The 13,066-nt window shown below is 70.1% G+C and carries 13 protein-coding genes; 10 read left to right on the forward strand and 3 right to left on the reverse strand.

What is annotated here, in order from left to right; genetic code table 11:
• The 4 genes from ACWC0C_RS30195 to ACWC0C_RS30210 all read left to right on the forward strand — a co-directional run.
• The coding region (locus ACWC0C_RS30195; protein WP_450867193.1) for an HAD hydrolase family protein at nucleotides 1-804 on the forward strand (804 nt) is incomplete at its 5' end.
• 13 nt (nucleotides 805-817) lie between these two features.
• Complete coding sequence (locus ACWC0C_RS30200) at nucleotides 818-1,756, forward strand: N-acetylneuraminate synthase family protein (protein ID WP_449195878.1); 939 nt, start codon at nucleotides 818-820, stop codon at nucleotides 1,754-1,756.
• A 44-nt stretch (nucleotides 1,757-1,800) separates the two neighbouring features.
• Complete coding sequence (locus ACWC0C_RS30205; RefSeq protein ID WP_450867194.1) at nucleotides 1,801-2,967, forward strand: hypothetical protein; 1,167 nt, start codon at nucleotides 1,801-1,803, stop codon at nucleotides 2,965-2,967.
• Between the two features lie 90 nt (nucleotides 2,968-3,057).
• Nucleotides 3,058-3,756 carry an NADPH-dependent FMN reductase gene (locus ACWC0C_RS30210; RefSeq protein ID WP_450867333.1) on the forward strand — a complete coding sequence of 233 codons (699 nt, stop codon included), beginning with the start codon at nucleotides 3,058-3,060 and terminating at the stop codon, nucleotides 3,754-3,756.
• A gap of 31 nt (nucleotides 3,757-3,787) precedes the next feature.
• Here ACWC0C_RS30210 and ACWC0C_RS30215 read toward each other — a convergent pair whose 3' ends face one another.
• From ACWC0C_RS30215 to ACWC0C_RS30225, 3 genes are all read right to left on the reverse strand, one after another.
• Complete coding sequence (locus ACWC0C_RS30215; protein WP_450867195.1) at nucleotides 3,788-4,138, reverse strand: hypothetical protein; 351 nt, start codon at nucleotides 4,136-4,138, stop codon at nucleotides 3,788-3,790.
• A 233-nt stretch (nucleotides 4,139-4,371) separates the two neighbouring features.
• The gene (locus ACWC0C_RS30220; RefSeq protein WP_450867196.1) at nucleotides 4,372-4,824 is read right to left on the reverse strand and encodes an iron chaperone; all 453 of its coding nucleotides are present in this window, start codon (nucleotides 4,822-4,824) and stop codon (nucleotides 4,372-4,374) included.
• Nucleotides 4,825-4,955: 131 nt separating this feature from the next.
• On the reverse strand, nucleotides 4,956-5,612 hold the full coding sequence (locus ACWC0C_RS30225; RefSeq protein WP_449195868.1) for a class I SAM-dependent DNA methyltransferase: 657 nt from the start codon (nucleotides 5,610-5,612) through the stop codon (nucleotides 4,956-4,958).
• 233 nt (nucleotides 5,613-5,845) lie between these two features.
• Between ACWC0C_RS30225 and ACWC0C_RS30230 the strand changes: the two genes are divergently transcribed.
• The 6 genes from ACWC0C_RS30230 to ACWC0C_RS30255 all read left to right on the forward strand — a co-directional run bounded on the left by ACWC0C_RS30230 (nucleotide 5,846) and on the right by ACWC0C_RS30255 (nucleotide 13,020).
• Nucleotides 5,846-7,075, forward strand: a complete 1,230-nt coding sequence (locus ACWC0C_RS30230; RefSeq protein WP_450867198.1) for an amidohydrolase — start codon at nucleotides 5,846-5,848, stop codon at nucleotides 7,073-7,075.
• A gap of 283 nt (nucleotides 7,076-7,358) precedes the next feature.
• A complete protein-coding gene (locus ACWC0C_RS30235; RefSeq protein WP_450867200.1) occupies nucleotides 7,359-8,414 on the forward strand; it encodes a BMP family lipoprotein in 1,056 nt (351 codons plus the stop codon).
• 271 nt (nucleotides 8,415-8,685) lie between these two features.
• The gene (locus ACWC0C_RS30240; protein ID WP_449195899.1) at nucleotides 8,686-10,212 is read left to right on the forward strand and encodes an ABC transporter ATP-binding protein; all 1,527 of its coding nucleotides are present in this window, start codon (nucleotides 8,686-8,688) and stop codon (nucleotides 10,210-10,212) included.
• Nucleotides 10,209-11,333 carry an ABC transporter permease gene (locus ACWC0C_RS30245; protein WP_449195865.1) on the forward strand — a complete coding sequence of 375 codons (1,125 nt, stop codon included), beginning with the start codon at nucleotides 10,209-10,211 and terminating at the stop codon, nucleotides 11,331-11,333. The genes ACWC0C_RS30240 and ACWC0C_RS30245 overlap by 4 nt, the downstream gene beginning before the upstream one ends.
• Nucleotides 11,333-12,619, forward strand: a complete 1,287-nt coding sequence (locus tag ACWC0C_RS30250; RefSeq protein ID WP_450867201.1) for an ABC transporter permease — start codon at nucleotides 11,333-11,335, stop codon at nucleotides 12,617-12,619. The genes ACWC0C_RS30245 and ACWC0C_RS30250 overlap by 1 nt, the downstream gene beginning before the upstream one ends.
• Nucleotides 12,616-13,020 (forward strand): cytidine deaminase, encoded by a 405-nt coding sequence (locus ACWC0C_RS30255; RefSeq protein ID WP_450867203.1) that lies wholly within the window; start codon nucleotides 12,616-12,618, stop codon nucleotides 13,018-13,020. Before ACWC0C_RS30250 ends, ACWC0C_RS30255 begins: the two co-directional genes overlap by 4 nt.
• Nucleotides 13,021-13,066: the final 46 nt, after the last annotated feature.

Raw genomic sequence — 13,066 nt, forward strand, 5'->3', positions numbered from 1 at the left:
CCCGGCACGGCCCCGGTGGCCGCGGCGGCGGGCGGCAGCCACGCCGTTCCCGCGCCGGCGGCCGGAGGCCACGGCGTCAACCACGACAAGTCCTTCCGCCCGCGCCGCCAGGACCGCCCCCAGGACTTCCTGGAGACCGGCGCCGCCTACGCGATGGACGCGACGGGCTTCCGCAAGCACCGGCACCGCTTCTTCGGCCGCACGGAACTCGTCCGCACCGACCCCGCGCGCGTGCTGGAGATCGACGACCCGCACGACCTGGCCCGGGCCCGCGCGCTCGCGCCCCTCTTCGACGCGGACCGCCCCGGTTCGCTGCCGACCGCCGACGACATCGACGCGGTCGTACTGGACTTCGACGGCACCCAGACCGACGACCGGGTGCTGATCGACTCCGAAGGACGGGAGTTCGTCTCCGTGCACCGCGGCGACGGACTGGGCATCGCGGCCCTGCGTCGCAGCGGCCTGAAGATGCTGATCCTGTCCACGGAACAGAACCCTGTGGTCGCCGCCCGCGCCCGGAAGCTCAAGCTCCCGGTGCTGCACGGCATCGACCGCAAGGACCTCGCGCTGAAGCAGTGGTGCGAGGAGCAGGGCATCGCGCCGGAGCGCGTGCTCTACGTCGGCAACGACGTCAACGACCTGCCGTGCTTCGCCCTCGTCGGCTGGCCCGTGGCGGTCGCGAGCGCCCACGACGTCGTACGCGGCGCCGCACGCGCGGTCACCACCCTCCCGGGCGGTGACGGCGCGATCCGAGAGATCGCCAGCTGGATCCTCGGCCCCTCTCTCGATTCCCTCCCCAAGTAAGGAAATCTCCCCCATGAGCAGCAACTCCCGCATCCGCACGTTCGGTTCACGCGAGGTCGGCCCCGGCCGCCCCGTCTACATCTGCGGCGAGATCGGCATCAACCACAACGGTGAGCTGGAGAACGCCTTCAAGCTGATCGACGTGGCCGCCGAGGCCGGCTGCGACGCGGTCAAGTTCCAGAAGCGCACACCGGAGATCTGCACCCCCCGCGACCAGTGGGACATCGAGCGCGACACCCCCTGGGGCCGGATGACCTACATCGACTACCGCCACCGCGTGGAGTTCGGTGAGGACGAGTACCGCCAGATCGACGAGTACTGCAAGGAGAAGGGGATCGACTGGTTCGCCTCCCCGTGGGACACCGAGGCCGTCGCCTTCCTGGAGAAGTTCGACCTCCCGGCCCACAAGGTGGCGAGCGCGTCCCTGACGGACGACGAACTGCTGCGCGCCCTGCGCGCGACGGGCCGCTCGGTCATCCTCTCCACCGGCATGTCGACCCCGAAGCAGATCCGCCACGCGGTCGAGGTCCTGGGCTCGGACAACATCCTCATGTGCCACGCCACGTCGACCTACCCGGCGAAGGCCGACGAGCTGAACCTCCGCGTGATCAACACGCTGGAGAAGGAGTACCCGAACGTCCCGATCGGCTACTCCGGCCACGAGACCGGCCTGCAGACGACGCTGGCCGCCGTCGCCCTCGGCGCGACGTTCGTCGAGCGCCACATCACCCTCGACCGCGCCATGTGGGGCTCCGACCAGGCCGCGTCGGTGGAGCCGCAGGGCCTGGAGCGCCTGGTGCGCGACATCCGGGTGATCGAGGCCTCCCTCGGCGACGGCGTGAAGAAGGTCTACGACTCCGAGCTGGCCCCGATGAAGAAGCTGCGCCGTGTCGCCGGCGTCGTCGCCGAGGCGGAGATCGCGGCCGCGGCCGGCGAGCCGGTCACGGTCTGAACCCTGGCCTCTTGATCCCCTGACGACGGGACGGTCGTACGCCGATGAGCCCCCGCGCCGGTCAGGCCGGCCACCCTCCCCGCACGCTCGCCTTCGTGGAGAGCCCGGTCCAGCTGCTGAACGTACTGGAGTGGGCGCATCTGCAGGGCCTGCGCGGCGCGGAGCCGGACCCGCTGCCGGACCCGGACCCGCTTCCGTCCGTGCCCGCGCAGGTGAGGCGGACGGTGGCCGGCGACCCGCCACCGGCCGGCGCGGACCTCACGGTCGTCGTCCTGTCCCCGACCGACCCCATGACCCGGGGCCAGCTGCGCCGTATGGCGGACCTGGCCCGGGACGAGGGGTACCGGGTGCGCTGGGAGGAGGCGCGGGGCGGCCCGGCGGCCCCGTTCCAGACGATCGGCGGGCTGACCGGGGCTCTGAGGCGGGCGGACCGCATCGTCATGGGAGACCCTTTCTCCCGCTATGTGCAACTGCTGCTGACCATCACCCGGGCCCGGGACCTGGTCGTGGTCGACGACGGCACGGCGACGATGGAGTTCGTCGCCCAGCTGGCGAAGGGCGAGCGCCTGGTCCGCTGGCACCGCAAGGGCGGCCGCCCGGGCGCGAGGGACCTGCTGTTCGCCCCGGTCTCCTCCTCGGCCCGCCGCCGCCTGACACCGAGCGCCCGCCGCCGGGTGGAGGTGTTCTCCTCCATGCCGGTGACGGAGACGCCGGACGGAGTGACGGTCACGGCGAACGACTTCTCCTGGACCCGCGCCCGCTTCGGCCCGCCGCGCATCACCAAGACCGCGGACATGGTCGGCACCTCCCTGGTGGAGACGGGAGTCGTGGACGGCGACCGCTATCTGGAGGCCGTCCGCGGCCTGGCCAGGGCCCACGGCGCGACACGCTACTTCGCGCACCGCAGGGAGAGCGCGCAGAAACTCCACCGCCTGGCGGCGGAGACCGGCCTGGAGATCGTCCGCCCGGACCTTCCCCTGGAGCTGATCGCCCGCAGGGGCCCGATCGGCCGTACGATCCTCAGCTTCCCCTCGACGGTCGTCCACACCCTGCCGCTGGCACTGGCGGGCACCGGGGTGCGGGTGGCGGTGTGCGACATCGACCCTTCCTGGCTGACGGAGACCGCCTCGCCGCGAGCGCAGGGGTTCCTGTCGGGGGTGACGGGGACGGCGCGGGACGTGCATCGGTTGGCGGCGGTGAGCATGGCTTAGGGATGCGTCGGCAGACCGTTGGGGTGAGGATCTTCTCGCGGTGGAACGCGCAGGTAGCGGGTTCGAGACGGCGACGCGAGAGGCACGATGATGACGGATACCCGACGCTGGCCCGACGATCCCCACGCCCCGGACTCGCCTGGGAACCGCGCGGCGCTGCGCGTGCTCGTACTGGCCGGATCGTCCAGGACCAGCTCCGTCAATTCACGTCTGGCCACGCTCGTCGCGCGACTCGTGGAGCGGGCCGGTGCCACGGCCGACCTGGCCCGTCTCCGCGACTTCGACACCCCCTCCTACGACGGGGACGTGGAGGAGGCCCAAGGGCCACCCGCGGGGGCCGTGGCACTGCGTGACCGCGTCCAGTCGGCCCAGGCTCTCGTCATCGCTTCCCCCGAGTACAACGCGTCGGTGCCCGGTGTGGTGAAGAACGCCATCGACTGGGTGTCCCGGTTCCGGCCCCAGCCCTTCAAGGACAAGCAGACGATGCTTGTCTCGGCCTCCCCCTCCATGGTGGGCGGCAACCGGGGGCTGTGGGCGCTGCGCGTCCCGCTCGAGCACCTGGGGGCCCGCGTCTACCCCGACATGTTCAGCCTGGCCAAGGCCCATCAGGCGTTCGCGGACGACGGTGACCTGCTCGACACCGGGCTGCAGGAACGGCTGGCCGAGGCCGTGGGCGCCTTCCTCGACCTGGTCGAGGCCGACACGCTCTACCTCTGCCTGCAGCGCCGCTGGTACGAGTTCCTCGGCGACAGCACGAGCGCACCCGTCACACAGCGGACCGAGGAGTGACGGTTCCGACCGGCTCTCCCGGCGGACCGGATCAGCTCGGTTCCTCGTCGGCATCCGCCGCGGCCATGATCGCGGTCTCGTACACGTCGACGACCTCTTCCACCGTCCGGTCGGTGTACTTCGCGAGGTCGGCGACCGCCGCGACCGCCCAGTTCGCCAACGACAGCGCGAAGGCCAGCAGTTCGTCCTCGCTACGAGTGCGCTTGACCGCCAGCAGGTAGGCCAGGTTCAGATAGGGCACGAGGTCGGGTTCCGCGACCTGCCTCCCGCTCGTCCGCACCATTTCGATCGTGGTCCGCGTCGCTTCCGCGCGGAGCGGCAGCAGCCGGTCCCGCTCGTCGTGAACCTCGCCGAGAAACTGCCGACGCTGGTGTTTCTCCATGCTGTTCCTCCCGGACTTCGTCCCTCCCCATGGTGCGGATCGGATGGGGGTGTTACATCCGGTTCGGTCCAACTGTGCGGCTTGTTGGGTCCTTCAGGGCCGTGCGGCCAAGCGACGCATACGCGTCTCGACGTGGGACACCGACCCGGCGCCGCCCGAACCGCCGTGCCCCTTGCCGGGGTTGGTGAAGGCTCGCGCGGAGTACCGGGGGTGGCGTAAAGAGGGGCGCGTCGTCAGCCCACCGCGCGTTTCACCAGGGCCGCGATCCGGGCCTCCACCTCAGCCGTCACCTCGGTCAGGGCGAAACCGGTCGGCCACATCGGGCCCTCGTCCAGGTCGGCCTGGTCGCTGAAGCCGAGGGTCGCGTAGCGCGACTTGAATTTCTCCGCGCTCTGGAAGTGGCAGACGATCTTGCCGTTCAGTGCGTAGGCGGGCATGCCGTACCAGAGCTTCGGTGCCAGGGCGGGGGCCGTCGCGGTGATCACGGCGTGGACGCGCTCGGCCATGATCCGGTCCGCGTCCTGCATCTCGGCGATCTTCGCGAGCACGTCGGCCTCCGTCTGTGCCGCCTTCTCCGCGGCCGAGGTGCGGCGGGCCGAAGTCTTCAGCTCCCGGGCGTGCTCCTTCATCGCGGCCCGCTCCTCGGCCGTGAACCCCTCGTAGGCGCTGCTGTCGGTGCCGGTCATGGCAGATTCCCCCTTGAATCCTTGAATCGCTGAATCGCTGAATGCCTGAAACTCTGTGCTCTCCCTGAGCAGTCCCTGAGCGTGGATCTTGGGTCGGGAGATTACCCCGGCCCACTGACAAACGGCACCGCTCAGCCTTCGCCACCCGGCCTGCGGACCAGTACGAACGCCCGTGCCCACTTCTCCTCCCCGGCCGGCTCCCGCCGTACCGTCGCCACCAGCTCCAGGCCCGCCTCCGTCAGCAGCCGGGTGATCTGCTCCGCGGTGCGCCAGTAGTAGTCGAGGTCGATCTCGTGGCCGAAGCGCTCCGGCAGGTGGAGGTGGCCGGGCTCGGGGGCGGTCTGGAAGGCGAGGAGGGCGTGGCCGCCGGGCCGCAGGGTGCGGTGGAATTCCGCGAAGGCCGCCGGCAGGTGGGTGTCGGGGACATGGATCGTCGAGTACAGGGCGAGGATGCCGCCCAGGGTGGCGTCCGGCAGGTCCAGGGACGTCATCGAGCCCACGTGGAAGCGCAGTTGGGGATAGGCCTCGCGGGCCAGGGCCACCATGGCGGGGGAGAGGTCGACGCCGAAGGCCGGGACGCCCAGCTCGTCCAGGAGCGCGGTGACGTGGCCGGGGCCGCTGCCGAGGTCGGCCACGGGGGCTGTGCCGTGCCCGGTGACCAGCTCGGCGAAGGCGGTGATCAGGGTGCGGTCGAGGGGGTGCCAGTCGCCGGCCGGGAACTGGGCCGCGTAGTCCTTCGCGATCGCGTCGTAGGAGGTACGGGTCGTCTGGAGGAAGGTCTCGGTCACGGGTGCGGAATCTACCGGCGGGGAGCGCCGGGCGGGGTCCGGTTCGTGGACATGGCGAGCGTGAGTGCCGTGAGGCGTGGTATGCGTGGAAGGAGAAAGAAGGGTTTTACCCATCAGAGTCCGCCGCCATGCGTCCGCCGGTCAGATTTTCTTCCCCTAACGGGCTGAACTTTTGTTGATCGAGGGGTAGTTGACCTACCGGGCGTCCTACCCTTCAGAGGGTGAAGCAATTGATGTCCCTAGAGTCCGAGGCCGGCCTCGCGGGGGATGTGCTCCCCGGTGTGCTGAGCGAAGCCCTGCACGCCGAACTCGTCGCCTTCCGTCGCGACTTGCACATGCACCCTGAGCTGGGCAATCAGGAGTTCCGCACGACCGCCGCGATCAAGGAGCGGCTGGAGCAGGCAGGGCTTCGGCCCCGGGTGCTCGCCAAGGGGACCGGACTCGTGTGTGACATCGGGCTCGCGGAGGGTGAGCGGCCGGCCGTACCGCTGCTCGCACTGCGCGCGGACATCGACGCCCTGCCCATCCCGGACACCAAGAGTGACTGTCCGTACCGGTCGACCGTGCCCGACCGGGCGCATGCGTGCGGTCACGATGTGCACACGACCGTGGTGCTCGGCGCCGGGCTGGTCCTCGCCGACCTGCACAGCAAGGGACTGCTGTCCCGGCCGGTGCGGCTGCTCTTCCAGCCCGCCGAGGAGGTGCTGCCCGGCGGCGCGCTGGACGCCATCGAGGACGGGGTGCTGGCCGGGGTCGGGCGGATCCTCGCCGTGCACTGCGACCCCCGGGTCGACGCCGGGAAGGTCGGGCTGCGGCACGGGGCGATCACGAGTGCGTGCGACCGCCTGGAGGTGGCGCTGAACGGACCCGGCGGGCACACCGCGCGGCCGCATCTGACCACCGACCTGGTCACCGCCGTCGCCCGCGTCGCCGTGGACGTCCCCGCCGTGATCGCCCGCCGCGTCGACACCCGCGCCGGCCTGGTGATGACCTGGGGGCGGATCGAGTCGGGGCACGCGCCGAACGTGATCCCGCAGCACGCCGAGCTGTCCGGCACCATCCGCTGCCTGGACCTGGAGGCCTGGCGGCAGGCCCCCGACATCGTGCACGCGGCCATCGACGAGGTCGCCACCCTGCACCGCGCCAAGTCCGAGATCACCTACGTACGCGGAGTGCCGCCGGTCGTCAACGACAAGGAGTCCACCGACCTGCTGCGCCGGTCGATGGCCGCACGGCGCGGCCGGGACTCCGTCGAGAGCACCGAGCAGAGCCTCGGCGGCGAGGACTTCTCCTGGTACCTGGAGCAGGTGCCGGGAGCCATGGCCCGCCTCGGTGTGCGCACACCGGGCGAGCGCACGGTGCGTGATCTGCACCAGGGCGACTTCGACGCCGACGAGCACGCGATCACGGTCGGCGTGGAGATGTTCACGGCGGCCGCCTTCCTGGAGCCGAACGGCGTATAGGGCTGAGGCCGCGGCCCCTGCGGGGGCCGTTCCCCTGACCGGCGCAACACACTGGTAAGCCATTCGTGCACGGGGCGCAACAGGGCCATGAGAGGGATGAGAGTCCGAGTTCAGACGCTGTTTGCCTCGAATCGATAACGGCTTCGCGAGAGGGTTTTTTGCGACATCTACGCGCGTTACGATGCCGCGAAGCCGACGCCGACGGGGCGTTCCGGCTCGAGCACTGGCATGGTGCTCACATCAAGCGCCGACACGGCGCTCAGGTCAGGTGAAGGAGCCTCCCGTGCGCCGGGTAGCCAAGCTTTCCGCTGCGTGCATCGCCACCGCAGCACTCGCCGTGACTGCCACTGCCTGTGGCAGCACCTCCTCCGACAACAACACCGCCTCCTCCCCCTCCGGCGGCGGCAAGGGTGTCAAGATCGGTCTCGCCTACGACGTCGGCGGCCGTGGTGACCGCTCCTTCAACGACTCCGCCGCGCGCGGTGCCGACAAGGCCCAGAAGGAGTTCGGCGGCTCGATCAAGGAGCTGACCGCCAAGACCTCGGACACCGAGGCCGACCGCGAGCAGCGCCTGTCGGACCTTGCGGACGCCGGCTACAACCCGATCATCGCCGTCGGTTACGCCTACGCCCCGTCCATGACCAAGGTCGCCGCGAAGTACCCGAAGACCAGCTTCGGCATCGTCGACTCGGTCGTGAACGCCAAGAACGTCGACAGCATCACGTTCACCGAGGAGCAGGGCTCCTACCTGGCCGGTGTCGCCGCCGCGCTGAAGACCAAGACGAAGCACGTCGGCTTCATCGGCGGTGTCGACGTCCCGCTGATCAAGAAGTTCGAGGCGGGTTACATCCAGGGCGTCCACGACACCAACCCGAAGGTCAAGGTCGACAGCCAGTACCTGTCGCACGGTTCGGACACCTCCGGCTTCGCCAGCCCCGACAAGGGCAAGGAGGCCGCGCAGGGCATGCTCGACAGCGGCGCGGACGTCATCTACTCGGCGGCCGGCTCCTCCGGCAACGGCGCGATCGAGGCCGTCGCCGGCAAGAAGGGCGCCTGGGCGATCGGTGTCGACTCGGACCAGTACAACATCCCGGGTCTGGCCAAGTACAAGAACGCGATCCTGACCTCGATGGTCAAGAACGTCGACGTCGGTGTCTACGACTTCATCTCGTCCGTCCACGACGGCAAGCCGCTGACCGGCACCAACACCTACTCGCTCGCCAAGAACGGTGTCTCGCTGGCCACCAGCGGTGGCTTCATCGACGACATCAAGTCCCAGCTGGACGCCGCGAAGAAGAAGATCGTCGACGGCCAGATCAAGGTCAACACCACCAAGTGACCTGACGGGACCCCGAAGGATCCGCAACGGATTCCGCGGGGTCCCACCGGACGGCTTGCGAGGGTTCGCCTCGGAGTCCGCCGGACCTGGGCTCGGCGCGGGGGCGCCTTTCGTGAGGCCCCCTCGCCGAGCCATAACAATGTGTCAACTCTACGCGTGTAGCGCGGAGTTGCCGCGCTAGCGTCGCCGACGCCCGCCACCTCCCCCACGCAGCCCCTTTCCCCGAGGAGAGTGCGCCATCAACGCGTCCAGCCCTCCCGCTGCCGTCGAACTGCGCGGCATCACCAAGCGCTTCCCCGGCGTCGTCGCCAACCGCGACATCGACATCACCGTTCGCACGGGCACCGTCCACGCCCTGTGCGGTGAGAACGGCGCCGGCAAGTCCACCCTGATGAAGATCCTCTACGGCATGCAGCAGCCGGACGAGGGCACCATCACGGTGGGCGGCGAACAGGTCACCTTCCACAACCCCGGCGACGCCATCGCCCGCGGCATCGGCATGGTGCACCAGCACTTCATGCTCGCCGACAACCTCACCGTGCTGGAGAACGTCGTCCTCGGCGCGGAGAAGCTGTACGGCATCGGGGGCAAGGCCCGCGCCAAGATCAAGGAGATCTCCGACGCGTACGGCCTGAACGTCCGCCCGGACGTGCTCGTCGAGGAGCTGGGCGTCGCCGACCGCCAGCGCGTGGAGATCCTCAAGGTCCTCTACCGCGGCGCCAAGACCCTCATCCTGGACGAGCCCACCGCGGTGCTCGTGCCGCAGGAGGTCGACGCGCTCTTCGACAACCTGCGCGAGCTGAAGTCCGAGGGCCTCACCGTCATCTTCATCTCCCACAAGCTGGGCGAGGTACTGGCGGTCGCCGACGAGATCACCGTCATCCGGCGCGGCACCACCGTCGGCACGGTCGAGCCGCGGGGCACCACACCCAAGCAGCTCGCCGAGCTGATGGTCGGCAGCGAACTGCCCACCCCGGAGACCGAGGAGTCCACCGTCACGGACGTCCCGATGCTGAAGCTGGAGGGGCTGCACCTCGCGCAGACCGACCTCGAAGGCATCGAGCGGATCATCCTGGACCAGATCTCCTTCACCATCCACAAGGGCGAGGTCCTGGGCATCGCCGGTGTGGAGGGCAACGGCCAGTCCGAGCTGGTCGAGGCGATCATGGGCATGCGCCATCCGGACGCCGGTGTCATCACCCTCGACGGCACCGACATCTCCCGCGCCCCCACCCGCGACCGCCGCGAGTCCGGCATCGGCTACATCCCCGAGGACCGCCACCGCCACGGCCTGCTCCTCGAGGCCCCGCTGTGGGAGAACCGCATCCTCGGCCATGTCACCGAGCGGCCCAACGCGCGCGGCGGACTGCTCGACATCAAGGCGGCCCGCGCCGACACCGAGCGGATCGTCGAGGCCTACGACGTCCGCACCCCCGGTATCGACGTCACCGCGGCCTCGCTGTCCGGCGGCAACCAGCAGAAGCTGATCGTCGGCCGCGAGATGAGCCACAACCCCAAGCTGCTCATCGCCGCCCACCCCACCCGCGGTGTGGACGTCGGCGCACAGGCCGCGATCTGGGACTACATCCGCGAGGCCCGCCGCGAGGGCCTGGCCGTACTGCTGATCTCCGCGGACCTGGACGAGCTGATCGGGCTCTCCGACACCCTGCGGGTGATGTACCGCGGCCGCCTGGTCGCCGACGCCGACCCCGCCACGATCACCCCCGAAGAGCTGGGCTCCGCCATGACGGGTGCGGCCACCGGCCACCTGGAGCACACAGAGGACGACGAGCGATGAACAAGCTGACCCAACGCATCGACAAGGAGCGGCTGCTCCTCGGCATCGCCGCGCCGCTGCTGGCGGTCGTCGCCGCGCTCGTCGTCACCACCCTGGTGATCCTCGCGACCGGCAAGAACCCCGGCGACGCGTTCAGCGACATGGTGACCTACGGCTTCGCCAGCGACAGCCAGGTCTACATCCTGAACAAGGCGACGACGTACTACCTCGCGGGTGTCTCGGTGGCCATCGGCTTCCGGATGAACCTGTTCAACATCGGTGTCGACGGCCAGTACCGGCTCGCCGCGTTCATCGCCGCCGTCCTCGGCGGGGCGCTGACCCTGCCGGGCTGGCTCTCCATCCTGCTGATCCTCATCTGCGCCATGGCGACCGGTGCCCTGTGGGCGGCCATCGCCGGCGTCCTCAAGGTGACCCGGGGCGTCAGCGAGGTCATCTCGACCATCATGCTGAACTCGATCGCCACCGCGATCATCGCCTACCTGCTCCAGCCCGGGAAGCTGGGCGAACTCCAGCAGGGCGGCACCCTGGTCTCCACCAAGCCGCTGCCGTCGGACTCGTACTTCTTCACCATCGACACGGGCCCGGCCGGCATCCTGGACGGCTTCATCATCGTCGCCGTGATCGTCGGCCTCGCCTACTGGTTCGTGCTCGGCCGCACCCGTTTCGGCTTCGACCTGCGCACCGTCGGCCAGTCCGAGAGCGCCGCCGCCGCGAGCGGTGTGTCGGTGAAGAAGATGGTCGCCACCAGCATGATCATCTCGGGCGCGGTGGCCGGCCTGGTCGGCATGCCCACGCTGCTGAACGAGAGCCACCAGTACGACAACAGCTTCCCCACCGGTATCGGCTTCACCGGCATCGCCATCGCGCTGCTCGGCCGCAACAACCCGGTCGGCATCGCGCTGGGCGCCCTGCTGTGGGGCTTCCTGGAGCGCACCACCAACCACCTGGAGTTCCAGGGCTACGACAAGGAGATCCTCGGCGTCATCGAGGGCGTCATCGTCCTCTGCGTCGTGATCGCCTACGAGGTCGTACGACGCTACGGCCTCAAGCGCCAGCAGCAGAAGGTCGGCGCGGAACTCGCCGCTCAGGCCGCCGCGACGAAGAAGCAGGAGGTGGCGTGATGACTGCCACGATGACCGACACGCCGCCGCCCGCGGCGCCCAAGGCGGCGGGAGCGCCGCAGCGCACGGGCCGCTCCCTCGGCCAGATCCTCTTGATCGTCGCCGGTGCCCTGCTGCTCGTCTCCGCCGTCCGTATGATCACCGGCTCCGACTCGCTCGACTCCGCCGGCCAGGTCGGCGCCGCGCTCGGCCTCGCCGTGCCGATCGGCCTCGCCGGCCTCGCCGGTCTGTGGTCGGAGCGGTCCGGCGTGGTCAACATCGGCCTCGAGGGCATGATGATCCTCGGCACCTTCGGCGCCGGCTGGATCGGCTGGCAGACCAGCCCGTGGCTCGGCCTGCTGATGGGCATCGCCTTCGGTGTCCTCGGCGGTCTGGTGCACGCCGTCGTCACCGTCACCTTCGGCGTCGACCACATCGTCTCCGGTGTCGCGATCAACCTGCTCGCCCTCGGCGCCACCCAGTACCTCGCCAAGCTGTTCTTCGCGGGCGGCAAGGCCGCGAGCGCGGGCGGCAACCCCAAGCAGTCCCCGCCGGTCGACTCGCTGCCCCAGGTCACCGTGCCCGGCCTGTCCAGCGGCCTGCACTCGATCGAGAACCACCACTGGTTCCTGATCTCCGACATCGCGGGCATCCTCGGCGGTCTGGTCACCAACCTGTCCGTGGTGACGATCCTCGCCGTGCTGCTGTTCGTCGGCAGCTGGTGGCTGCTGTGGCGCACCCCGTTCGGTCTGCGGCTGCGCTCCTGCGGCGAGAACCCGACCGCCGCGGAGTCCCTCGGCGTCAACGTCTACACCTACAAGTACGCGGCCGTGGCCGTCTCCGGCGGCCTCGCCGGCCTCGGCGGCGCCTTCCTGGCGCTGGTCACCTCGCACACGTACCTGGAGGGCCAGACCGGTGGCCGCGGCTACATCGGCCTCGCGGCGATGATCTTCGGCAACTGGCGTCCGGGCGGCCTCGCGATGGGCGCGGGCCTGTTCGGCTACTCCGACGCCCTCCAGCTGCGCAACGGCGGCGTGACGGTCCACGCCCTGCTGCTCCTGCTGGTCGTCCTGCTCGCCGTCCTGGCGGGCTGGAAGCTCTACAAGAAGGCCGTGTGGCAGGGCGCGCTCAGCGCCGTCATGGCCGCGCTGGTCCTGGTCTGGTACCTGCTGACGGACGAGGTCCCGAGCGACTTCGTCGGCGCCACCCCGTACGTCGTCACGCTGCTGGTGCTCTCGCTCTCGGCGCAGCGCCTGCGGATGCCGAAGGCGGACGGCATGCGGTACCGGAAGGGCCAGGGCAAGTGACGACACCGGCCGCCGGGTTCGACTGGGAGGCGCTGCGGGAGGTGGCGCGCGAGGCGATGTCCCACGCGTACGCCCCCTACTCCGGCTTCCCGGTCGGTGTGGCGGCCCGGGTCGACGACGGCCGCACCGTCACCGGCTGCAACGTGGAGAACGCCTCCTACGGCCTCGGCCTGTGCGCCGAGTGCGGCCTGGTCTCGGACCTGCAGCGCACGGGCGGTGGCCGCCTGACGCACTTCACCTGCGTCGACGGCACCGGCGGCCTGCTGGTCCCGTGCGGCCGCTGCCGCCAGCTCCTGTACGAGTTCGGCGGCCCGGACCTCCTGCTGGACACCCCCGCGGGCGTCCTCCCGCTGTCCGAGATGCTGCCCCAGGCCTTCGGCCCGGACCATCTCACCAAGTAATGCCGTACGGCCCCCCTGCCCCGCTCGCAGGGGGGCCGTGCACTTC

Source organism: Streptomyces sp. NPDC001709, assembly GCF_053596375.1.

Excerpts from the sequence above, each read along its gene's own strand:
- ACWC0C_RS30200 (WP_449195878.1), top strand. The coding sequence starts at position 818 with ATGAGCAGCAACTCCCGCATCCGCACGTTCGGTTCACGCGAGGTCGGC.
- ACWC0C_RS30205 (WP_450867194.1), top strand. The coding sequence starts at position 1,801 with ATGAGCCCCCGCGCCGGTCAGGCCGGCCACCCTCCCCGCACGCTCGCC.
- ACWC0C_RS30210 (WP_450867333.1), top strand. The coding sequence starts at position 3,058 with ATGACGGATACCCGACGCTGGCCCGACGATCCCCACGCCCCGGACTCG.
- ACWC0C_RS30215 (WP_450867195.1), bottom strand. The coding sequence starts at position 4,138 with ATGGAGAAACACCAGCGTCGGCAGTTTCTCGGCGAGGTTCACGACGAG.
- ACWC0C_RS30220 (WP_450867196.1), bottom strand. The coding sequence starts at position 4,824 with ATGACCGGCACCGACAGCAGCGCCTACGAGGGGTTCACGGCCGAGGAG.
- ACWC0C_RS30230 (WP_450867198.1), top strand. The coding sequence starts at position 5,846 with ATGTCCCTAGAGTCCGAGGCCGGCCTCGCGGGGGATGTGCTCCCCGGT.
- ACWC0C_RS30245 (WP_449195865.1), top strand. The coding sequence starts at position 10,209 with ATGAACAAGCTGACCCAACGCATCGACAAGGAGCGGCTGCTCCTCGGC.
- ACWC0C_RS30250 (WP_450867201.1), top strand. The coding sequence starts at position 11,333 with ATGACTGCCACGATGACCGACACGCCGCCGCCCGCGGCGCCCAAGGCG.